This is a genomic window from Micromonospora sp. CNZ297 (genome assembly GCF_007827625.1).
Map to the genome: position 1 here is coordinate 333,198 of NZ_VISU01000006.1, position 22,337 is coordinate 355,534.

Annotated in this window: 18 protein-coding genes and 1 pseudogene; 7 read left to right on the forward strand and 12 right to left on the reverse strand. The window is 73.7% G+C overall.

Features of this window, described 5'->3' with window-relative positions:
* Window positions 1–23 precede the first annotated feature (23 nt).
* The 4 genes from FB454_RS14680 to FB454_RS14695 form a co-directional block, all read right to left on the reverse strand.
* Window positions 24–2,663, reverse strand: a complete 2,640-nt coding sequence (locus tag FB454_RS14680) for a hypothetical protein (protein WP_145823066.1) — start codon at window positions 2,661–2,663, stop codon at window positions 24–26.
* A 74-nt stretch (window positions 2,664–2,737) separates the two neighbouring features.
* A complete protein-coding gene (locus tag FB454_RS14685; RefSeq protein WP_013288595.1) occupies window positions 2,738–3,046 on the reverse strand; it encodes a cupin domain-containing protein in 309 nt (102 codons plus the stop codon).
* On the reverse strand, window positions 3,043–3,993 hold the full coding sequence (locus FB454_RS14690; protein ID WP_013288594.1) for an LLM class F420-dependent oxidoreductase: 951 nt from the start codon (window positions 3,991–3,993) through the stop codon (window positions 3,043–3,045). Before FB454_RS14690 ends, FB454_RS14685 begins: the two co-directional genes overlap by 4 nt.
* A gap of 2 nt (window positions 3,994–3,995) precedes the next feature.
* Window positions 3,996–4,778: an ABC transporter ATP-binding protein gene (locus tag FB454_RS14695; RefSeq protein ID WP_013288593.1), complete on the reverse strand. Its 783-nt coding sequence runs from the start codon at window positions 4,776–4,778 to the stop codon at window positions 3,996–3,998.
* 284 nt (window positions 4,779–5,062) lie between these two features.
* On the opposite strand from FB454_RS14695, the gene FB454_RS14700 reads away from it, so the two are divergent.
* Window positions 5,063–6,091 carry an ABC transporter substrate-binding protein gene (locus FB454_RS14700; protein ID WP_013288592.1) on the forward strand — a complete coding sequence of 343 codons (1,029 nt, stop codon included), beginning with the start codon at window positions 5,063–5,065 and terminating at the stop codon, window positions 6,089–6,091.
* Between the two features lie 163 nt (window positions 6,092–6,254).
* Window positions 6,255–7,025: an ABC transporter permease gene (locus FB454_RS14705; protein WP_244879790.1), complete on the forward strand. Its 771-nt coding sequence runs from the start codon at window positions 6,255–6,257 to the stop codon at window positions 7,023–7,025.
* Between the two features lie 161 nt (window positions 7,026–7,186).
* On the opposite strand, the gene FB454_RS14710 is transcribed toward FB454_RS14705, so the two are convergent.
* Complete coding sequence (locus FB454_RS14710; protein ID WP_145823067.1) at window positions 7,187–8,368, reverse strand: ABC transporter substrate-binding protein; 1,182 nt, start codon at window positions 8,366–8,368, stop codon at window positions 7,187–7,189.
* Between the two features lie 447 nt (window positions 8,369–8,815).
* Between FB454_RS14710 and FB454_RS14715 the strand changes: the two genes are divergently transcribed.
* The 4 genes from FB454_RS14715 (at window position 8,816) to FB454_RS14730 (ending at window position 13,305) form a co-directional block, all read left to right on the forward strand.
* Entirely contained in the window at window positions 8,816–11,878 is a 3,063-nt protein-coding gene (locus FB454_RS14715; protein ID WP_145823068.1) for a nitrate- and nitrite sensing domain-containing protein, read from the forward strand.
* Window positions 11,875–12,282, forward strand: coding sequence for a roadblock/LC7 domain-containing protein (locus FB454_RS14720; RefSeq protein WP_013288588.1), 408 nt, complete (start codon window positions 11,875–11,877; stop codon window positions 12,280–12,282). The genes FB454_RS14715 and FB454_RS14720 overlap by 4 nt, the downstream gene beginning before the upstream one ends.
* Window positions 12,283–12,344: 62 nt before the next feature.
* On the forward strand, window positions 12,345–12,707 hold the full coding sequence (locus FB454_RS14725; protein ID WP_013288587.1) for a DUF742 domain-containing protein: 363 nt from the start codon (window positions 12,345–12,347) through the stop codon (window positions 12,705–12,707).
* Window positions 12,688–13,305 (forward strand): GTP-binding protein, encoded by a 618-nt coding sequence (locus FB454_RS14730; protein ID WP_013288586.1) that lies wholly within the window; start codon window positions 12,688–12,690, stop codon window positions 13,303–13,305. Before FB454_RS14725 ends, FB454_RS14730 begins: the two co-directional genes overlap by 20 nt.
* An 11-nt stretch (window positions 13,306–13,316) precedes the next feature.
* Here the strand turns inward: FB454_RS14730 and FB454_RS14735 are convergent, their stop codons facing one another.
* From FB454_RS14735 to FB454_RS14755, 5 genes are read right to left on the reverse strand one after another with little or no spacing between them, the layout of a single operon-like run.
* Complete coding sequence (locus tag FB454_RS14735; RefSeq protein WP_013288585.1) at window positions 13,317–14,405, reverse strand: uroporphyrinogen-III synthase; 1,089 nt, start codon at window positions 14,403–14,405, stop codon at window positions 13,317–13,319.
* Window positions 14,405–14,752: a nitrite reductase small subunit NirD gene (gene nirD, locus FB454_RS14740; protein WP_013288584.1), complete on the reverse strand. Its 348-nt coding sequence runs from the start codon at window positions 14,750–14,752 to the stop codon at window positions 14,405–14,407. The genes FB454_RS14735 and nirD overlap by 1 nt, the downstream gene beginning before the upstream one ends.
* A complete protein-coding gene (gene nirB, locus FB454_RS14745) occupies window positions 14,749–17,271 on the reverse strand; it encodes a nitrite reductase large subunit NirB (protein ID WP_145823069.1) in 2,523 nt (840 codons plus the stop codon). Before nirB ends, nirD begins: the two co-directional genes overlap by 4 nt.
* Window positions 17,268–18,752: an FAD-dependent oxidoreductase gene (locus FB454_RS14750; protein WP_145823070.1), complete on the reverse strand. Its 1,485-nt coding sequence runs from the start codon at window positions 18,750–18,752 to the stop codon at window positions 17,268–17,270. The genes nirB and FB454_RS14750 overlap by 4 nt, the downstream gene beginning before the upstream one ends.
* Window positions 18,749–20,860, reverse strand: a complete 2,112-nt coding sequence (locus FB454_RS14755; protein ID WP_145823071.1) for a molybdopterin oxidoreductase family protein — start codon at window positions 20,858–20,860, stop codon at window positions 18,749–18,751. Before FB454_RS14755 ends, FB454_RS14750 begins: the two co-directional genes overlap by 4 nt.
* Before the next feature lie 143 nt (window positions 20,861–21,003).
* Between FB454_RS14755 and FB454_RS14760 the strand changes: the two genes are divergently transcribed.
* Window positions 21,004–21,717: a class I SAM-dependent methyltransferase gene (locus FB454_RS14760; protein WP_236619347.1), complete on the forward strand. Its 714-nt coding sequence runs from the start codon at window positions 21,004–21,006 to the stop codon at window positions 21,715–21,717.
* Here the strand turns inward: FB454_RS14760 and FB454_RS14765 are convergent.
* Window positions 21,690–22,217 carry a PIN domain-containing protein gene (locus FB454_RS14765; RefSeq protein WP_486485419.1) on the reverse strand — a complete coding sequence of 176 codons (528 nt, stop codon included), beginning with the start codon at window positions 22,215–22,217 and terminating at the stop codon, window positions 21,690–21,692. The two genes, FB454_RS14760 and FB454_RS14765, sit on opposite strands and share 28 nt — an antisense overlap.
* A pseudogene (locus FB454_RS14770) lies at window positions 22,214–22,337 on the reverse strand (IS5/IS1182 family transposase); the annotation flags it as partial. The gene FB454_RS14765 and the pseudogene FB454_RS14770, both read right to left, overlap by 4 nt.

Below are 22,337 nucleotides of genomic sequence, written 5' to 3' on the forward strand. Positions count from 1 at the left end.
TCCGGCCCGCCCCGGGCCGCCGTTCACTCGCGGTGGTGCCGCCCGGTACGCAGCGAGCGGGCGTCGTCGGCGTTGTCGTCCGAGGCGAGACCGGCGACCCAGTCCACGTACTCGTCGTCGGCCTCGGCACCTGGCTCGGCCGTCCGGTCGGCCGGCTCCGGGTCGCCCTTGGCCCGGTTGCGCCGGAACAGGCCGCGCCGGGTCTTCGGCTTCCCGCCGGACGCGTCGGCGTCGTCCGGTCCGGCGTGCCGCCCGCGCCGGGAGTCCGCCTCCGTCTCCGCGGCGGCGGCCTCGGGCAGCGCGGCACCCGCCTCGCCCGGTGCGGCGGTCGCCGCCTCGGGCCGGGCGACAGGTCTCCCCGCCTCCGGCCGGGCGAGCGGCCCCGCCGGGCGGGCGTTCGTGGCGAGCGCGTCCCATCCGGTGCTCGCGCCCGGCTCGGGCAGGCCACGGTGGCGGGGGCGCGGCGCCGGCTCGGCCGGGGCGGACGCCTCCGCGTCGTCCCGGGCCGGTGCGTCCGGTTCGGTGGTGGCGCGGTGCGGGCGGGCCGCCGGGGTGATCGGCCAGGCCGGGCGTACCTCGCCGGGCGCTCCGGTGACGTCCTCGAACATCGGGAACCTGGGCCGGGACGACGGGGTCGGCGCCGGGTCGTCGAAGAAGAAATTGCGTCCGGGACGCCCGGTCGGTGCGACATCCGCCGTGGGGGCATCGGTGCGGGGAGCCGGGCTGCTCGACGTCGTCAGCGGGGCGTCGGCCGGGCTGCTCGGCATCGTCGACCTGGCGTCGGCCTGCTCGATCGGCGTCGTCGGCGCGACGTCGGCCGGGCCGGAGCCGGGGGAGGCCGGGCCGGTGGCACGCGGTCCGGCCTTCGGGGCGCGGGGGCGCCGGGAGCGGGTGGAGCGGCCCGTGGCGCCGGTGTCTCCGGTGGCCTCGGCCGGTGGCGCGGCGGGGGTGTCGCTGTCCGCGTCGGCCGTGACCGGTCCGGCGAGCGCGCCGCTGTCAGTACGCGGGCCGGGGACGTGGCCCTCGGCGGTGCCGCCGGTGGCCGATGACGTGGCTTCCGAGGTGGTGCCCGCACCGGCGCTCGGGGAGGCGGCATCCGCTGGGCGGGGTGCTGTGGCGTCGGCGGGTGCCGTCGATCCGTCGGTGGTGCCGCTGGACCGGCTGGCGCGGGTACGGCGCGGCCGGGTCACCCGTGGCGTGGTCGCCGCCGCTTGCTGGGGCGGTTCCGGTGCGGCATCGTCCGTGCCGGCTGCCGAGCCGGTGCCCGAGGCGGCCTCGCTGTCCGGGACGCCGGTCGCCTGCCCGGACGTTGCTTCGGCAGGTTCGGAACCGGCAACGGCCCGGTCGGCGGTTCCTGCGCGGTCCGTGATGACCGCCTCGCCGGTGCCGCCCGCGTGGGCGGTGCCCATGTCCGTGCCCGGACCCGGGACCGGGACCGGGTCGGGGCGGCCCGCGGCGAGGACGTCGATGGCCGAGGTCCGGCGCCCCGGGGGCAGCAGACCCGGCATGGGCTGGCCGTGGCCCGTGTCGGCGACGGCCGGGCGCTCACCCGCCGGCCGTTCCGCAACGGCCGGCTGATCGACGGCGGGAAGATCCGCGAGGGCCGGCCGGCCGGTGGCGGGAAGATCGGTACCGGCCGGAGCCGTCGCCGTGGCCGAGCCGCCGGGCTCCGGCCAGTTCCAGTGCGCCGGCGCGGCGGCGCCGCTCGTCACCGGAGGCGCGGGCGGGGCGGCCGGGGCGCCCGGAGTGGACGAGTGCGGCAGCGGCGCGAGGATGTCGGTGGCCTCGACGGCGTCGGGGTCACCGGTGGCGGTGACCGGCCGGGGCAGCACTGTGGTGGCGGTCGAGCCGAGCGCACCGGCGATCACGGCGATCAGCGCGCCGTAGTAGGGCGCGACCTGGTAGCGGTCGGTCGCCGAGCCGGGACCGGCGGTCAGGTAGGCGAACGCGACGAGCACCGGGCCGGCCGCCCCGGCCGCGCCGCCCACCAGCGGCGGCCATCCGGCCCGGCGGGCGAGCACGCCGACCGCCCCGCCGGCCAGCAGCGTGAGCACCGGCAGCAGCAGCATGGACAGGCGTTGCGCCGCCTCCGGATCCAGCCAGGAGGGTTCGAGGACGCCGAGCCGTACCGTGGCCAGCGGCCGGCTGGACACGATCGTGGGCGCGACGGAGAGCAGCGCCATCAGCCAGACGATCCCGGCGGTGATCGCCACGCCCCAGCCGAACGGCGGCTTGAGCAGGACGGCGATCGCGGCGCCCGCTCCGACCACCGCGCCGAGGGCGGCGCAGATACCTGCGGCCCAGACCGGGTCGACGGATCCGCCCAGCTCGGCCGCGCGGGCCGGTTGCATGCACAGCGGGGCGACCACCGTCGCGCCCAGCGCGCTGACGCCGGCGATGGAGAGCAGTTCGGTGGTGCCGCCGGGACTGTCGTCGCGACGGGCGAAGCGCTCGGTGAGGACGGCTCCGGCGACCGTGGCGACAGCGGCGAACCAGCCCACCCAGACGAGCTGGGCGGGCCACCGGTTGACCGAGACGTCCACGAACGCGCCGTCGAGGCGTACGACTCCGAAGCCGTACGCGATCCCCAACTGGCCGGCCCCGGCCAGCACGCTCACCCCGAGCGCCGTGAGCAGCAGCCTGCCCCACGTCCGAAAGGCCATGTCGGGCACGTTACGGCCCGGTGCCCCCGATCGCCACCTTGCCGCCGCGCGGCGCGGCGAACCTGCCGGTGTGGCTACTTCAGCTCGACCAGGCGCGCGAGGTAGGTGGTGTCGCCGACGTTCGTCAGCATGTGCACCGCGCCCGGGTCGCGGTAGACCACGCCGCCGGTCGGCTCATCGGCGTCGATGGTGGTGCCGTCGATCGTCTGCACCACGTTCTTGGCGCCCTGGATCGCCACCACCAGGTACGGGTGGTCGTGGCGGTGCAGCGGCTGCCGCTCACCCGGCTCCAGCCGGATGTGCCAGACGCGTACGCGGTCGTTCTCGTACACGATCTCCTGGCCCACCGGGCCGAGTTCGAGGTCGGCGGAGAGTTCGGTCATCGTGGTCCGTCCAGTCGGGGGAGCACCTCGGCGGCGATGAGCTCCACGTGGTCGAGGTCGTCGAAGTCGATCAGGCGCAGGTGCACCCGGGTGGCCCCGATCGCGGCGAACTCGCCGATCCGGTCGACCAGCTGGGCGGGGGAGCCGACCACCGGGTCCTCCGGCGGCAGCGCGCTCGTGACGTGCAGCGGCGCGGCCCGGCGCTGCGCCTCGGCGTCGGTGCGTCCGATCGCCACCACGATGCCGGCGGAGAGCGTCAGGGGCGCGCGGCCGGAGGCGTCCCGCCCGGCGCGGTCGCACGCCTCCCGCACCCGCTCGTACGCGGCGGCGGTCTCGGCCACGCTCTTGAACGGCATGTTGAACTCGTCGGCGTAGCGGGCGGCCAGCTCGGGGGTGCGCTTCGGTCCCCGGCCGCCGACGATCACCGGCGGGCCGGGCTGCTGCACCGGCTTGGGCAGCGCGGGCGCGTCGACCAGCCGGTAGTGCTCACCGGTGAAGCTGTACGTCTCGTCGGACGGGGTGCGCCACAGCCCGGTGACGATCTCCAACTGCTCGGCGAGCCGGTCGAAGCGCTCGCTGACCGGCGGGAACGGGATGCCGTACGCGGTGTGCTCGCGCTCGTACCATCCGGCGCCGATGCCCAGCTCGACCCGGCCGCCGCTCATCCGGTCGACCTGGGCGACCATGACGGCGAGCGGCCCGGGAAGCCGGAACGTGGCGGACGTGACGAGCGTGCCGAGCCGGATCCGGGAGGTCTCCCGGGCCAGCGCGGCGAGCGTCAGCCAGGCGTCGGTGGGGCCGGGCAGCGCCGGCTCGTCCCCCATGGCCCGGTAGTGGTCGGCCCGGAAGAAGCCCTCGAAGCCGGTCTCCTCGACCAGCCGGGCGAACCGGAGCTGGTCGTCGTAGTCCGCACCGCGGTGGGGTTCGGTGAACACCGAGACCCGCATGGTCACCGGCCTCCCACGGGTACGCCGGGGGCGTCCCGCTCCATCAGCAGTTCGTGCAGCTCGGCGCTGATCCGCGCGACGTCTTCCAGGTGCTCGTGGCGGCCCAGCGTGCGCGGCCGGGGGACGTTCACCTCGACCACCTCGCGGATGCGGCCGGGGCGCGGGCTGAGCACGACGACCCGGTCGGCGAGCAGCACCGCCTCGTCGATCGAGTGGGTGACGAAGACGATCGTCGCCTTCGTCTCCATGTGCACCCGCTGGAGTTCGCCGGAGAGTTCCTCACGGGTGAGCGCGTCGAGCGCGGAGAACGGCTCGTCCATGAGCATCACCCGGGGCGAGCCGATCAGCGACCGGCACAGCGACACGCGCTGCTGCATGCCGCCGGACAGCTCGTGCGGGAGGCGCTTCTCGAAGCCGCCCAGCCCGGCCATCTCCAGCAACTGGCGGGCCCGGTCGCGGTGCTCGGCGCGGCGCCAGCCGAAGATCTCCACCGGCAGCAGCACGTTGTCCAGCACCGAGCGCCAGGGCAGCAGCGCCGGACGCTGGAACAGCATCGCCACGTCGCGGCGAGGCTTCGTGATCGGCGTACCGCCCACGGTGATCTCACCACCGGTGACCGGCAGCAGGCCGGCGATCATGCGCAGCAGCGTGGACTTGCCGCAGCCGGAGCGGCCGAGGACGGCGACGAACTCGCCTTCGGCGACGTCGAGGTCGATGCCGCGCAACGCCTCCACCCGCCCCGAACGGCCGTCGAAGGTGCGGGACACCCCGGACAGTCGGATCATCTTCCGCCGGCTCCCTTCCACGTCGTCCGAACGCGAGCCGGGCTAGCGTAGCGGACCGTGCTTATAGCACCGTCCGGGGTGGACGTCAGTCCGCTTTCCGTCACGCAACTTCGTTTCCGTTCCGCAACCGGGACGGCGGCGGCAGGTCATCTGGCTTCTCGTACGCTGTTGCGCGCGAAGAGTCCCCTCACGACGGTCCAGTCGGCCGAACCCACCTGCCGACCCCGTCGGACCCACGACCCGACCGGCGAAGAAGTCCTGGTCGGAAAGGACATGGTGCACTGATGAGAAGGCTGACCCGTACGGTCGCCGCCGCGGCTATGGCCACCGCCCTCGCCCTGGTGGGCGGCTGCAGCAGCGACTCGGAGAAGTCCGAGAGCGGCGGCGGCAACGGCGCGGCGCTGGAGAAGGTGACGTACCTCACCTCGTTCGGCAACTTCGGGCGTGACTCCTACGCCTGGGTGGCGAAGGACAAGGGCTTCTTCAAGGAGGCCGGTTTCGACGTCGACATCAAGCCCGGTCAGGGCACCGGCTCCGTGATCCAGACCATCACCGGCGGCCAGGCCGACTTCGGCCCGATCGACCTGACCGGTGGCATCCTTCAGCTCGGCAACGGCCAGGCGAAGGACTTCGTGGCGGTGGCCGCGATCCAGCAGCGCACCATGGCCGCCATCGTCACGGTCGAGGGCAAGAACATCGCCACGCCGAAGGACCTCGAAGGCAAGAAGCTCGCGGACACCCCGACGTCCGTCGTGCGCAACCTCTTCCCGACGTACGCCCGGCTCGCCGGCATCGACGGCAGCAAGGTGACCTGGGTCAACGGTGAGGCGCAGGGCCTGATCGGCATGCTCGGCTCGGGCTCGGTGGACGGCATCGGCCAGTTCGTCGTCGGCCAGCCGACGGTGGAGACGGTGACCAAGAAGAAGCCGGTCGTCCTGCCGTACAGCAACGTGATGCAGGACCTCTACGGCAACGCGCTGATCACCTCGTCGAAGATCGCCAAGGAGAAGCCGGAGATGGTGAAGAAGTTCACCGCCGCGCTGCTCAAGGGCCTGGAGTACTCGCTGGCCAACCCGGACGAGGCGGGCGAGATCCTGAAGAAGAACGTGCCGGCCGCCGTCCCGGCTGCGGCGTCCGCCGAGCTTCAGCTGATGGCCGCGTACGTCCGGTCGAGCAACTCCGGCACCGCGATCGGCACGCTGGACAGCGGCCGGGTCGCCAAGAGCATCGCGCTGCTCCAGGGCGCCGGTGCGCTGAAGCAGAACCTGACCCCCGACCAGATCATCGACTTCAACCTCGCGCCGAAGGCCTGACCGGTCCGCTCGGGCCAACGGGGGTGCGACCCGCCGGACACCCCGGTGGGGCGCACCCCCTTCCCGTGCCGGTCACACCGACCGGCGCAGAGAGGAGGACACGTTGACACAGTCGACCGAGGCCCGGCCGGAGGCGCCGCCGCGCCCGGCGGTCCGGCGCGGGATGGCCGTACGCCCGGCGGCGGTCGGATTGCCGGCGCTGGGACTGGTGATCGCGGTGGCGGCCTGGTGGCTGGTCACCTCGGGCCTGAGCCTGGTGCACCCGGCCGCGCTGCCCCCGCCGCAGGCGGTGGGGAAGTCCCTCGCCGGCACCACCGAGGTGCTGCTGCCCGCGCTGGGCATCACCACCTGGATGACAGTGTTCGGCTTCCTGCTCTCGTCGGCGGCCGGGGTGCTGATCGGGATGGCGCTGGCCGCCTCCCGCCGGGTGGAGCGGATGTTCGCGCCGCTGCTGGTGGCGGTGAACGCGGTCCCGAAGATCGCGTTCGGGCCGCTGCTCGTGGTCGCGGTGGGCTGGGGGCAGAAACCCATCCTGACCATGGTGTTCCTGCTCTGCTTCTTCCCGATCGTGCTCTCCACCGCCACCGGTCTGACCACCACCCCGGCGGACCTGGCGGAGCTGGGCCGGTCGCTCAACGCCTCGTGGTGGCAGTCGTTCCGCAAGGTGCGCTTCCCGGCGGCGCTGCCGCAGATCTTCGTGGGGCTCAAGGTGGCCATGCCGCTGGCCGCGATCGGCGCGGTGATCGGGGAGTTCTACTCCGACCGTCCGGGTCTGGGTTACCAGATCCTCCAGTACAACGGCGTCGGTGACACCGCGACCGCCTGGGCTGCGATCGTGCTGGTGGCGCTGATGAGCATCGTGCTCTACGCCGTCCTGAGCCTGGTCGAGCGGCTGGCCCTGCCCTGGGTGCGGGCCACCACCTCGGCCCGCTAGCCACTGACCCGAGAACCCGACGTCGACCGAGAATCCAGAAAGAAAACCTCAACCCACGGATGGCGGCCGACCACGACAGGCGTGGCCCCACCGCAACCGGTGCAGGGATCAAGCCTGACCGCCCGGAGCCGGTTGCGGTGGGGCCACGCCCCCAACAGTGACTAACCAGCGAGCCGCCAACGACCACCACGAGCCACGAGCGTCGCCAACGCCTGCGGCATCAACCCGGAGTGGTTGTCCGGCGTCATCCGGATCGGCCCGGACAGCCCGTCGAGCTGCGAGGTCTCCAGCACGTCACGCAGCGCGTCCCGGTCGACCTCGCCCGGCTCGCCGCCGGCCCGCTGCTCGGCGTCGGCGATCAGCTGGACCGCGTCCGCCGCGAACGAGGAGAAGCCGTTGTAGCCGCCGAACCGGGCGGTGTAGTCCTGGAACCACTGCCGGCGCGCGGCCTTCGCCGGGGTGGTGGCGATCACGTCGTCGATCACCATGGTCTGGGTGAAGATCAGCGTGGCCTCCTCGGTGGAGCGGGCCGACGGGCCGAGGAAGAGGTCGCCGGCGGCCGTGGCGTCGAAGAACAGCGAGCCGCGGAACTTGCTCTGCCGGGCGGTGGTGGCGGCGAGCGTCGCCTGCTCCGGCGTGGTCCACAGGACCAGGGCCTGCGGCTTGCGGGCGATCAGCTCGTTGATCTGCGTGCCGACCTCGGTGTCGGTGGCGCGCACCGACTCGTTGCCGACCAGCTTGACCGTGGTCTTGCTCAGTTCGCGGCGCAGGGCGGTGAGCCCTTCCTGGCCGTAACCCTCGGCGCTGTGCAGCAAGGCCACCTTGCGGACGCCGCGCCGGTCCAGTTCCGCGGCGAGCGCGGCGGCGCTGTCGGTGGCGTTCGGGGCGAGCTTGAAGACATATCGGCGCTCGGCCACCGGCTCGGTGACCGCGCTCGACGACGCGAGTGCGATCGTCGGAATGCGCTTCTCACCGATCGTGCGGGCCGCGCCGACGGCGCATTCGTTGCAACCGCCCATGATGACGGCGCTCACCCGTGAGTCACCGCTGAAATCATTGATGTTCCGCAAGGATTCCGCGGCGTCCGAGCGGTTGTCCTTGACCCGCAGATCGATCTTCCGGCCGCCCAGTGCGCCCGAGGCGTTCAACTGCTCGACCTTCAGTTCCAGAGCCCGTTGGTAGACCTTGCCGACCGGCGCCGAGGCGCCGGAGAGTTCCAGGTCGGCGGCGATCACGATCGGGCTGGTGTCCTGCGGTTCCCCGCCGATCCCGCAGCCGGTGAGCGTGGTGGCCAGCACGGCCGATGCGAGCGCCGCGATGCGCGCGGAGCGGATGGGGCTCAACTCAGTCCTCCAGGTGCGGCGCGGGCCGACGCCCGATCACCGCCGCTCGTCCGTCCTCAGTGGAGGAACGGGATTGGTTTGCCGTACGGTGTGCGCGAAGCCTGCAAAACCTTGCCAATGCCGGGGCCTGTGGTCAAGCCGGGCCGTCGAGTGCTGTTTCGGGACAGCCATCCCACATGCTGGGGACACGGAACATTAACTGACAATTACTGCACAGATGCGTGTGACCACTCTGGAGTGACATCCCCTGATCAGGGGGTCGGAGAAAAGAAGGTATTAGGTGATCGGATCACGGGTTGCGTCGACCGCGACCGTTTCCTGCCTCACCGCGGCTTCCCAAACAGGATCTCGTCTGATGAAATCGCGGCCGTGCCGCGCGTGGCGCTGGCCGCTGCACCAGGCACGGGTCAGCGGGTCACGCGTGGAAGAAACGACGGAGGCGATGTCGTGAGCACCGGACCTACGACCCTGCCCGGGAGCCCCAACGCCGAACAGCGGAATCGGCGCCGGCTCCTGCCCAGGCTGCGCGACGCGCGGATCCGCTCCAAGCTCGCCCTCATCCTGGTCGTTCCGGTCGCAGCTGTCATCGCGCTGGCAACTATCCGACTCATCTCGGTGGGCCAGGGCGCGTACGAGGCGGACCAGGTCCGGTCGCTGAGCGCGGTGTCGGTCGACATCGCGGCGCTCACCCAGGACCTGCACAAGGAGCGCATGGCGGCGGCGGTCTTCCTGGCCGACCCGAACCAGAAGCCGGACGCGTACAACCTGCGGGTGCGCCAGACCGACGAGCGCATCGCGGCGTACCAGGACGAGCGGGGCAAGCTCGGCGACGTGACGGGCGCGATCAGCAACCAGCTCAAGGTGATCGACGCCCACCTGTCCACGTTGAACGGCACCCGCCAGGAGGTGCTGGACCGGCTGCAGATGCCGGTGGCCGAGGCGAGCCTGCGCTACGGCATCGTGCTGGACGACCTGGTCGCGTACAGCGACGCCCTGGCCCAGCAGCCGGGCGCGGACAGCCTGGCCGACGCCCGCCGCGCGGTGGCCGCGTTCGCCCACGCCAAGGCCGAGGTGGCCGAGGAGCAGGCGGTGGCCTTCACCGCCCTCGACGGCGGAAGGATCGACGAGGAGCAGTTCTCGTCCTTCGTGGCCACGCTGACGGGTCAGCAGGAGGCGCTGCTCACCTTCTCCCGGTCCGCGACGCCGAGCCAGCGGGCCCTGGTGGACCGCACCGTCTCCGGTGACGCCGTCCAGCTCGCCGACCGGGTCGCGGGCGACATCTCCCGGTCCATCGGGCGTCAGGCGCTGGTCACCCGCGACGAGGCATCAGCCGCCATCGGCGCGGTCGACGACCTGATGCGGTGGGCCGAGATCCAGCTCCTGGACGACATGCTGGCCGACGCCGACGAGGCACGCGCCGACGTGATCCGGCAGGCGATCGTGGAGAGCCTGCTCGTGCTGCTCACGCTCGCGGTCGCGGTGACGCTCGCCGTGGTGCTCGCCCGCTCGCTCAACGACTCGCTGCGCCGGCTGCGCGAGGGCGCGCTCGCCGTGGCCAACCACGACCTGCCGGACGCGGTGAGCCGGCTCCAGAACGTCAACGCCATCGGTGACGGCGGTGTGGACGAGATCGTCCAGCAGGTACGGGATCCGATCAAGCTGAGCAACCGCGACGAGGTCGGTCAGGTGGCTGTGGCCTTCAACGTGGTCCACCGGGAGGCGGTCCGGGTCGCGGCCGAGCAGGCCGCGCTGCGGACGAGCGTCTCGGCGATGTTCCTCAACCTGGCCCGCCGCTCGCAGAGCCTGGTCGACCGGATGATCGGTGAGCTGGACGCGATCGAGCGTTCCGAGGAGGACCCGAAGCGGCTGGCGCAGCTGTTCGAGCTGGACCACCTGGCCACCCGGATGCGCCGCAACGACGAGAACCTGCTGGTGCTCGCCGGCGCCGACTCGGCCGTACCGCGTCGCGACGACGCGCTCCTGGTCGACGTGCTGCGCGCCGCGCAGTCCGAGGTCGAGCTCTACAACCGGATCGAGTTCGGCACCGTCGACACCGACATCTCGGTGGCCGCGCACGCCGTCAACGACGTCGTCCGGCTGGTCGCCGAGCTGCTCGACAACGCCACCCGGTTCTCACCGCCGAACACCACAGTGGTGGCCGACGGCCGCCGGATCCGCGACTACGTGCTGATCCAGATCGAGGACCGCGGTCTGGGCCTCAGCGACGACCAGCTCGACTCGCTCAACCGGCGGCTGGCCGCGCCGCCGACCGTCGACGTGGCCGCGTTCCGGCTGATGGGTCTGGCCGTGGTGAGCCGGCTCGCCTCCCGCTACGGGATCCGCGTCGAGCTGCGTCGCAACGTCGAGGGCGGCACAGTCGCCCAGGTCACGCTGCCGAACTCGACAGTGGTGCTGCCGGCCAACCGGGGCCAGGCCCCGCTGACCCGGCCGCGTCAGCCGCTCGCCGTCGAACAGTCGCCGCTCAGCCAGGTCGGCGCCGCCGACGCGCTGGCCGGCGCCGGGCGGGGCGCGGCCACGGCGACGCTCGCCGACCAGTGGCGCGGGGCGACCACCGCTCCGCCGTCGCGGTGGCAGACGCCCGGCGAGACGCGCGACACCACGCCCGTCGTACAGCTGGGTGGGGCGACCGGTGCGCTGCCCACCGTGGCGGCACCCGCTCCGGTGGCGGCGGCGCCCGCTACCGCGCCGGCTCCGGTCTCCGGAGCAGGCTGGTCGGCCGGGGGACCGACGGTGGCGTACCCCGCGCTCGACCCCCTGCCCAAGCGGACGCCGGGTGTCGAGACCGCGCAACCCGCGACCCAGGCCGCGCCTCCGGCCTACCAGCCGCTCGCGGCGGCGCCGGCGGTGGAGAGCACCCCGGCGACGCCGGTGGTGGCCCGGCCCGAGCAGCGGGCCGAGGCGCCGATATTCCGTGAGATGGAGGCGGTCTGGTTCCGTTCGCACGGAGAGGACGAGACCACCATCTTCACCCGTCCCACGTTCGACGAGCCGCCCGCGCCGGCACAGCCGGCGGTGGCGCCCCCAGCGGCGCCGGCGCGTCCGAAGCTGCCCACCCGTACCCCGGGGGCCCAGGCGTCGGGGCTGACCACGTCGACCGCGCCGTCCGCGTACAGCCCGCCGGAGGTGCCGTCCACGCCGCCGGCGGCCGCGACGCCGCCCCCGGCGCCACCCGCCGCCGCGCCCGCGCCCGCGCCCGCGCCGCCGATCGACCCGGAGGCCTGGCGTACGGCGGCCGACGAGGGCTGGTCCCGGGCCAGCCGTGCCGCGGAGCCCACCACCGGCGGCACCACCCGCTCCGGGCTGCCCAAGCGGGTGCCGCAGGCCCAGCTCGTGCCCGGCGGGATAGAGCCGAAGAGCGGCCGGGACCGCAGCCGGCGCACGCCGGACGAGGTACGCGGTCTGCTCTCCGCCTACCACCGTGGCGTCCAGCGGGGCCGTACGGCCGGCGCCGACCTGAACAGCACCTCGACCAAGGAGACGAACCGATGAACAGGCCGGCGGCCATGCAGGACATGGGGTGGCTTCTCACCAACTTCGCCGACAGCGTTGCGGGTATCGCGCACGTGGTGGCGGTGTCCGCGGACGGGCTGCTGCTCGCCTCCTCCCGGGACCTGCCCGGTGACCGGGCCGACCAGCTCGCCGCGATCACCTCCGGCGTGGTGAGCCTGACCGAGGGCGCGGCGCGGATGTTCAGCGCCGGCGGGGTGTTGCAGACCGTCATCGAGATGGACAGCGGCTACCTGTTCCTGATGTCCATCAGCGACGGCTCGTCGATGGCCGTCCTCGCGGCGCGCAGCTGCGACGTCGGCCAGGTGGGTTACGAGATGGCGCTGCTGGTCGAGCGGGTCGGCCAGGCACTGGTCCCGCTGCCGAGAGACGCGGTCCGGTCCTGATCGGACCGGGGAGCTGACGACCGGAGCCGGTGCGGCTCCGAACGAGGGGAGGTGATCGCGAGATGGACCCGCGACGTGATCCACGTGGCGCGCTGGTGCGGCCGTACGCGGTCACCCGGGGCCGCACCGAGCCGTTGCAGAACATCGCGCTCGAAGCGGTGCTGTCGAGCACGCCGACGCAGTCGGCCGAGGCGCGCTTCGCCGGGCACGACAAGTACCGCATCTCCTCGGTCTGTGAGGGCCGGGCGCAGTCGCTTGCGGAAATCGCCGCTTACACCCGGATGCCGCTGGGCGTCACCCGGGTGCTGGTCGCCGACATGGTGGCCGAGGGCCTGCTGACGCTACACACTGCCGCTCCCGCGACGGGTTTCGCGGCGCGGATGAACCTGCTTGGAAGGGTGCTAAGTGGACTTCGCGAACTATGACCCCGACGGGGTGAACCGCGGCCGGGAGATCATCTCCGCGAAGATCGTGATCGCGGGTGGCTTCGGCGTGGGCAAGACGACACTTGTCGGAGCGATCTCCGAGATCCAGCCGCTGACCACCGAGGCGCTGATGACAGCGGCCGGCGTGGGCATCGACGACGCGTCGAAGGTGCCGGGCAAGGAGACCACCACGGTCGCCATGGACTTCGGCCGTATCACCATGGCCGAGGACCTGATCCTCTACCTGTTCGGCACGCCGGGCCAGACCCGCTTCTGGTTCATGTGGGACGAGATCATCCGGGGCGCGGTGGGCGCGGCGGTGCTGGTGGACACCCGCCGGATCACCGACGCGTTCGCGCCGCTGGACTACTTCGAGAACCGCAAGCTGCCGTACGTCGTGGCGTTGAACCGCTTCGGCGACGCGCCGCACTACGAGCTGGAGGAGGTCCGGGAGGCGCTCGCCATCTCCCCGGACGTGCCGATGGTCCTGTGCGACGCCCGCCAGCGGGACTCGGTCAAGCAGGTGCTGGTCACGGTGGTCGAGCACGCGATGCTCCGCCTCCAGGCCGAGCACGGCTACCCGGCCTCGGTGGGCTGACCGCCTGCGGGTCAGTCGACCCGCAGGCGGTACCCCCGCTTGACCACCGTCTGCACCACGCGGGGCGCCGTCAGCCCCGCCCGCAGGCGGGCGACCGCCATCTCCACCGCGTGCTCGTCGGCGCCGCGTGGCAGCGTCCGCAGCAGCGCGGTGCGGGAGAGCACCTTCCCCGGCGACGCGGCGAGCGCCCGCAGCACCGCCATCGGCGCCGGCGCCAGCTGGCGCAGCTCCCCGTCGACCACCGCGGCGTGCCCGCGCAGCGTCAGCACGTGCCCGGCCGCCTTCACCGAGACCGTGCGCCGGGGCAGCTCCTCGACGATGGTGCGGACCAGGGCGCCAAGCCGGGCCCGGCTCGGCGCGCTCACCGGCACCCCGCGCCGCACCAGCGGCTCGGCGGTGACGGTGCCGACGCACCCGGCCAGCACGTCGCCGCGCAGCGCCTCCAGCACCGTCTCGGTACGGTCCCCGGCCGCGCGCAGCAGCGCCTCGGCCGCCGGGGCCGAGGTGAACGTGACCGCGTCGACGAGACGCCCGGCCACCAGGTCGATGAGCCGGTGCAGCGGCGCCGGGTCGGCCGGCGGCGCCCACCGGTACACCGGCACCTCGATCACCGTGGCGCCGGCCGCCACCAGCGCGTCGGCGCACTCGGGCTGCCGCTCGCCGTGCAGTTGCATCGCCACGACCTGGCCGGCCACCCCGCGCCGGACCAGGTGCTCGACCACCTCGTCGCAGCTCTCCGAATCCGGGGACCAGTGCTCGCGCAGCCCGGCGGCGCGGATCGCGCCGGTCGCCTTCGGACCGCGGGACACCACGTACGCGCGGGCGAGCGTGGTGCGCAGCGGCTCGGCCAGCCCCCAGCCCTCGGCCGCCTCCAGCCAGCCCCGCATGCCGATGCCGGTGTTGGCCATCAGCACGTCCGGCGGGTGTTCCAGGCAGGCCCGGGTGGCCTCACGCAGGTCGGTGTCGTCGGCCAGCGGGACGATCCGCAGCGCCGGGGCGAGCACCACCCGCGCACCGCGCCGCTGGAGCAGCGCGGCCAGTTCGTCGCGCCGCCGGTCGGCGGTGACCCCGATGGTGAAGCCGGCCAGCTCGTCCCGCATCATTCCTCCTGCCGTAACCGCACCTCGACCAGGCCGTCCCGGCAGCGCACCGGATGCCGGCGCAGCGTCACGCCCGGTAGGTCCAGGCACCGCCCGGTGGTGAGGTCGTAGACCTGCTTGTGCAGCGGCGAGGCGAGCGTGGGCACGCCGCCCCGGCTGCCCACCAGACCCCGGGACATGACGTACGCGCCGCCGACCGGGTCGAGGTTGTCCACCGCGTACAGCCCGTTCGCGGTACGGAAGACCGCCACCTGTACGCCGTCGACGAGGGCGGCCACGCCCCGGTCGGGGTCGAGCCGGTCCAGCGGGCAGACCGGGGTCCAGTCCAGCGTGACGACGGGGCTCATCGGCGTACCTCCGGCAGGCCCAGCGCGACGGGCTGGCGGCGGTGTCCGCCGTCCGGGGGCGCGCCCCGGGCCGGCACCGGCTGGCCCCGCTCCTGGATGAACGTGATGGACGGGTCGGGCACCTCGGGCGCGTTGACGAAGGAGGTGAAGCGGCGCAGCCGGTCCGGGTCCTCCAGGACGTCGCGCCACTCGTCGGAGTAGCTGGTGACGTGCCGGGCCATCGCTGCGTCGAGGTCGGCGCAGAGCCCGAGCGAGTCGTCCACGAGCACCGACCGGAGGTGGTCCAGGCCGCCGTCCATGGCCTCGACCCAGGCGGCGGTGCGCTGCAACCGGTCGGCGGTGCGGATGTAGTACATGAGGAACCGGTCGATCAGGGTGACCAGTTCCGCGGTGCTCAGGTCGGTGGCGAACAGGTCGGCGTGCCGGGGCCGGAAACCGCCGTTGCCGCCGACGTACAGGTTCCAGCCGGTCTCGGTGGCGATGACGCCGAAGTCCTTGCTCCGCGCCTCGGCGCACTCCCGGGCGCAGCCGGAGACGGCCGACTTGAGCTTGTGCGGCGCGCGCAGGCCCCGGTAGCGCAGCTCCAGCGCGACCGCGAGCCCGACCGAGTCCTGCACGCCGTAGCGGCACCAGGTGTCGCCCACGCAGGACTTCACGGTGCGCAGCGCCTTGCCGTACGCGTGACCCGACTCGAAGCCCGCGTCGACGAGCCGGCGCCAGATCTGCGGCAACTGGTCGACCCGGGCGCCGAACAGGTCGATCCGCTGCCCGCCGGTGATCTTCGTGTAGAGCCGGAAGTCGCGCGCCACCTCACCGATCGCGATCAGCTTCTCCGGGGTGATCTCCCCGCCGGGGATCCGGGGCACCACCGAGTAGCTGCCGTCGCGTTGCAGGTTGGCCAGGAAGTGGTCGTTGGTGTCCTGGAGCGACGCCTGCTCGCCGTCGAGCACGTGCCCGGTGCCGAGCGAGGCCAGGATCGAGGCCACCACCGGCTTGCAGATGTCGCACCCGCTGCCGCGCCCGTGCTCGGCGACGAGCCGGGAGAACGTGCTGATACCCCGCACCCGGATCAGGTCGAACAGCTCCTGCCGGCTGTGGTCGAAGTGCTCGCACAGCGCCGTCGACTGGCGTACCCCGGCGGCGTCCAGCAACTGCTTCAGCATCGGCACGCAGGAGCCGCAGCTCGTACCGGCGCGGGTGCACGCCTTCAGCGCCGGCACGTCGGTCGCCCCGCCGGCGATCGCCGCGTCCAGGTCGGCCCGGGTCACCGCGTTGCAGGAGCAGACCTGCGCGGTGGCGGGCAACGCGCCCGCACCGGCGCCCGCGCCGCCGGCCGGCGCCAGCAACGCCAGCGGGGGAGCGGGCAGCGGCCCGCCGACACTGGCGCGCAACGCCGGGTACGCGCTCGCGTCCCCGACCAGCACGCCGCCGAGCAGCGTCCGCGCGTCGTCGGAGAGGACCAGCTTCGCGTACGAGCGGGTGGCCGGGTCGGTGTACGTCACGTCGAGGCAGCCGGGGGTGACGCCGTGCGCGTCACCGAACGAGGCCACGTCCACGCCGAGCAGCTTGAGTTTCGTGGCGGTGTCCGCGCCGGGGAACGTCGCAGCGCCGCCGAGCAGCCGGTCCGCGACCACCTCGGCGGTGGCGTACCCGGGCGCGACCAGACCGTGGCAGACCCCGTCGACCGCCGCGCACTCGCCGACCGCCCAGATCCACTCGTCGGCGGTCCGGCAGGCCGTGTCCACCAGCACGCCGCCGCGCGGGCCCAGTGGCAGCCCGGCCACCCGGGCCAGTTCGTCGCGCGGCCGGATCCCGGCGGCGACCACCACCAGCTCCGCGTCGAGGCTGCGGCCGTCGGCCAGGTCGAGCGCGGCCACCGTGCCGTCCGGCCCGGGACGCAGCGCCGTGGTGGCCACCCCGAGGTACGGCGTGACGCCCAGTTCCTCGACGTAGCGGCGGAGCATCGCGCCGCCCGCCTCGTCCACCTGCACCGGCATCAGCCGGGGCGCGAACTCGACAACGCTCGTGGCGAGCCCGAGCAGCCGCAGCGCGTTCGCCGCCTCCAGCCCGAGCAGCCCGCCACCGATCACCGCGCCGGTACGGCGGCCCCGGGCGTGCTCCCGGATCGCGGCCAGGTCGTCCAGCGTCCGGTAGACGAAGACGCCTGGCAGATCGGTGCCGTCGACCGGCGGCACGAACGCGTACGAGCCGGTGGCCAGCACCAGCGCGTCGTACGGGTACTCGCCGGCCGCCGTGGTCACCACCCGCCGTGCCCGGTCGACGCCGGTGACCGGTTCGCCGAGTCGCAGGTCCACTCCGGCGTCGGGCGTGTGCAGGTTCAGCTCACCGGCGTCCACCCCGTCGAACACGGCCGAGAGCCGCACCCGGTCGTACGCCGGGCGCCGCTCCTCGGCGAGCACCGTGACCCGCCACCGCCCGTCGGTGTCCCGGGCCCGCAGCGCTTCGACGAAGCGCTGCCCCACCATGCCGTTGCCGACCACCACCAGCCGCTCGTTCATGACACCTCCACCGTCTCGCGATCCGTCTCGCTGTCGCGTGTCTCGTCCGTGGGCGGGTCCACCTCGGCGAGCCAGGCGGCGATGCCGGCCACCGCGTCCCGGCAACTGCCGCAGCCGGTGGCGGCCCGGGTCTCCGCGGACAGCTCCGCCGCCGTCCGGGCGCCCGCCCGCCAGCACGCCACCAGCGCGCCCTTGCTCACGTCGTTGCACCGGCACACGGTCGCGGCGTCCGGCATCAGCGCCGGTGACGCGGCCGGACCGGCCGGCGCCTCGCCGAACGCCCGGCCGAGCAGCAGCGAACGCCGGTCCGCCGGCACCGGCGCGCCCCTGTCGAACAGCTGCACCACGGTGCCGACCGCCGGGTTGTCGCCGAGCAGGATCGCGCCGGTCAGCCGCTCGTCCCGGATGCGCAGCCGGGCGTAGGTGCCCCGGGCCGGGTCGGCGAAGGTCAGCTCCTCGACCGGCCCGCCCGGGTCGCCGGTCCCGTCCACGTCGCCCATCGCGGCCAGGTCGATACCGGCCGCCTTGAGCCGGGTCACCGCCGGGCGGGGCCGGTACCGGGCCAGCGGGTCCGTGCCGGTCAGCACGTCGGCCACCACCCGGGCCTGCGCCCAGGCCGGCGCGACAAGCCCGGTCAGCGTCCCGTCGTGCTGGGCGCAGTCGCCGATCGCCGAGATCCGCCGGTCGCTCGTCCGCATCCGGTCGTCCACCACCACGCCCCGCTCGACGGCGAGGCCGGCCGCCGCGGCGAGCGCGGTGTCGGGGCGTACCCCGCAGCAGAGCACCAGCAGGTCGGCGTCGAGCGTCCCGGCGTCGCCCAGGTGCAGGCGGACGCCGTCGGCGCCGGCGCTCACGGCGGTGGCCGGCACCCCGAGCCGGGACCGGACGCCCAGGCCGGCGAGCGTGCCCGCGAGGACCGCGCCGGCCGGCGGGTCGAGCTGGCGCTCCATCAGGTGCCCGACCGGGTGGACCACAGTCACGTCGAGCCCTCGGGCGGCCAGCCCGTGGGCCGCCTCCAGACCCAGCAGCCCTCCGCCGAGCACGACCACGCGCCGCGCGCCCTCGGCGGCGGCGAGGATCCGCCGGCAGTCGCCGAGCGTGCGGAACGGGACGACCCGCTCGGGCAGCGGGGCGAGGCCCGGCAGCGGCGGCACCACGGCCCGGCTGCCGGTGGCGAGCACCAGGTGGTCGTACCCGTGCCGCTCGCCGTCGTCGGTGACCACCTCGCCGGCGGCCCGGTCCACTGCGGTGACCGCCGCGCCGGTGCGGACCTCGACGCCCGGCCCGACGGCTTCGACAAGCTCCACGTCCGGCTCGCCGATGCGTCCGGCGAGCAGCGTGGAGAGCATGATCCGGTTGTACGCGCGGTGCGGCTCCGCCCCGAGCACTGTGATCGAGTGGTTCCCGCCGCGTGCGTGCAGCTCGGCGGCGAGCCGGGCGCCGGCCATGCCGTAGCCGACGACGACGATGCGTTCGTTCATGCCGGCTCCACCCGGACCGCGCAGATCTTGAACTCGGGCATCCCGGAGACCGGGTCGAGCGCGTCGTTGGTGACCGAGTTGGCGCGTTGCGCGCCGGGCCAGTGGAACGGCGCGAAGACGGTGTCCGGCCGGATCGCCGTGCTCAGCCGGGCCGGTGCGCACAACTCACCCCGGCGGGAGACCACACGTACCGGCGCGCCCTCGGCCACGCCGATCCGTGCTGCCAGGTCGGGGTGCAGCTCCACGAAGCCGCCGGGCGCGGCGCGGCGCAACGCGGCCACCCGCCGGGTCTGCGCGCCGGACTGGTACTGCGCGAGCACCCGCCCGGTGGTGAAGTGCAGCGGGTAGTCGGCGCACACCGGCTCGGCGGCCGGCCGGTGGGTCACCGGATGGAACCGGGCCCGGCCGTCCGGGGTGGGGAAGCGGTCGGCGAACAGCCGGGGCGTGTCCGGGCCGTCCCGGTCCGGACAGGGCCAGAACACGCCGGTGTCGGCGTCGATCCGGTCCCAGGTGATCCCGGCGTAGTCGGCCGGCCCGCCGGCCGAGGCCCGGCCCAGCTCCGCGAACACCTCGCGCGGGTCGGCCGGCAGCGGCGTCCCGCCCCCGGTCAGCCGCTCGGCGAGCGCGGCGAGGATCTCCAGCTCGGTACGGACCCCGGCGGGTGGTTCGCGCAGCGCCCGGCGGCGCAGCACCCGGCCCTCCAGATTGGTCATCGTCCCGTCCTCCTCGGCCCACTGGGCGACCGGCAGCACCACGTCGGCCAGCTCGGCCGTCTCGGAGCGGACGAAGTCCGCCACCACGAGCAGGTCCAGGGCGCGCAGCCGGGACTCGACCCGCGCGGCGCGGGGCGCGGACACGACCGGGTTGGAACCGAACACCAGCAGCGCCCGCGCGCCGGACGGCGTGCCGAGCGCGTCGAGGAGCTGGTACGCCGGCACTCCAGGCCCGGGTAGCGAGTCCGGTTCGACGCCCCACACCCCGGCGACGTGCTCGCGGGCCGCGGGGTCGTCGATGCGCCGGTAGCCGGGTAGCTGGTCGGCCTTCTGCCCGTGTTCCCGGCCGCCCTGTCCGTTGCCCTGCCCGGTCAGGCAGCCGTAGCCGGAGCCGGGGCGGCCGGGCAGTCCCAGGGCCAGGGCCAGGTTGATGAAGGCGGTGACCGTGTCGACGCCCTTGGCGTGCTGCTCGGCGCCCCGGGCGGTGAGGACGACCGCGCGGTCCACAGTGGCGAGTGCGCGGGCGGTCGCGTACAGGTCGGCCACCGGCACGCCGGAGAGCCGTTCCACCTCCGTCGGCCAGTAGCCGGCCACCGTCCGCCGGACGTCGTCGAATCCGGTGGTCCGCTCCGTGACGTACGCCCGGTCCAGCCAGCCCTCGGTGAGCGCGATGTGCAGCAGCGCGTTCGCCACCGCGAGGTCGGTGCCGGGCAGGGGTTGCAGGTGCAGGTCGGCCTGGCGGGCGGTGGCGGTGGCGCGCGGGTCGACAACGATCAGCCGGCCGCCGCGTTCCCGCAGGTCGGCGACGTGCCGCATCAGCGGCGGCATGGTCTCGGCCGGGTTCGCGCCGACCAGCAGCAGCGTGTCCGCGTGCCCGAGGTCGGCGAGCGGGAACGGCAGTCCCCGGTCGATCCCGAACGCCCGGTTCCCGGCCGCGGCGGCCGACGACATGCACCAGCGCCCGTTGTAGTCGATGTGCCGGGTCCGCAGCGTCACCCGGGCGAAGCGGCCCAGCGCGTACGCCTTCTCGTTGGTGAGCCCGCCGCCGCCGAAGACCGCCACCGCGTCCGGCCCATGGCGGTGCTGCACGTCCTCGACCCCGGCGGCGACGCGGTCGAGCGCCTCGTCCCAGGTCGCCGGGCGCAGCTCGCCGCCGGGCCGGTCGCGCAGCAGCGGGGTGGTGAGCCGGTCCGGGTGGTCGAGCAGGTCGGCGGCGGTCCAGCCCTTCTGGCAGAGCCCGCCCCGGTTGGTGGGGAAGTCGCGGGCGCCGACCTCGACACCGTCGCCGGTGGCGCGTAGCACCATGCCGCACTGCAACGCGCAGTACGGGCAGTGCGTGGCGGCCTCGACGAGGCGTGACCCCGTTCGCGTCGCCGTGCGTGCACCGTCTGTCATGTCGGAAAAGCGTGCCGTCGGGCGGTTTCCGGTCCGGGTCTGCTCTGTTTCGGTCCTGTCACGAGCGCTTCACACCGCACGAGGGTGACGAGACGCTCCGCAGGGCTTAGAATGTGGGACAAAAATCTCATATAACGGGAGGCATGATGAGCGTGGCGGACGCGTTCGACGCGGTGGCCGGCAGCTACGACCAGGCCCGGCGCCGCCTGGTGCCCTGCTTCGACGCCTTCTACGGCACCGCTGTCGAGGTGGCCGCACCCCCGCTGCGCGCCGCGCTCGCCGCCGGGCGTACCCCCGAGGTGCTGGACCTGGGCGCGGGCACCGGCCTGCTGTCCCTGCTGCTGACCGCGGCCGTCCCCGGGGTCCGCCTGACGCTCGTGGACGGCGCCCCCGGCATGCTCGCGGTGGCCGCCGGGCACCTGGACGCCCGTGGCGTGCCGCACCGCACCGTCCACGCCGACCTGGCCGGCCCGCTGCCCGCCGGCCGGTACGACGCGGTGGTCTCCGCGCTGGCCATCCACCACCTCGACGACGAGGGCAAGCGGGCGCTGTACAAGCGGGCCGCCGACGCGCTCGTCCCCGGCGGGGTGTTCGTCAACGCCGAGCAGGTCGCCGGGCCGACCCCCGCGCTGGACCGCCGCTACGACGAGGTGTGGACGGCGCGGATCACCGAGCTGGGCTCCGACGCCGAGGAGATCGCCGGCGCCCGCGAGCGGATGCGGCACGACCGGCCGGCCCCGGTGGCCGAGCAGTGTCGCTGGCTGACCGAGGCGGGCCTGGTGGACGTGGACTGCTTCTTCAAGGAATGGCGTTTCGCGGTCTTCGGCGGTCAGCGGCCGGACGGATCGGCGAGGTGATTCTCGAGCCGATCGGCGAAACGGGACGCGCCGGCCTTCCGTAGGTGGGCGATCAGTTCGACCGCGTCCTTGTCCTCGGCGACCAGGCTGCGCCGGTAGTAGTCGATCTGCCGCGCCAACGTTCTCATGACCAGAGGCATCGAACGGTCGGCCACCCAGTTGAGGAACTCGTCGCCGGTGCGGACCGACAGCGATTCCCGTACGCATTCCGGCGGAAAGGCGCGCCGGTCGTCGGTCACCAGGATGTCGGCGCGACCGTGGACGGCGGCGGCCAGCACGTGCCGGTCGTCCGGGTCCGGCGGGCACGGAACGTCGTTCGGCGAATAGCCGGTGACGAGGCCGTACGGGAACGCCTGGACGAAGCGGCGTCGCTGCCCGCCGATCGCCTGCTCGGAATGCTCGGGCCGCTTACGGCGCAGGCGATACATCCATTCCGCCAGAACGTCCTCGCGTCCAGGAACACCAGTGAGGCGCTGGGGATCACAGTGAGCCATTTTCATCCTGCGTAGCGGTCGGCTTCGACGTGGTGCAGGACGAGGATGGCCTGCACGATCGCGGTCGCTCGGCGTGGGCAGCAGCGCAGCTTGACCAGGATTTTCCAGGTCTTGAGGGTGGCGATC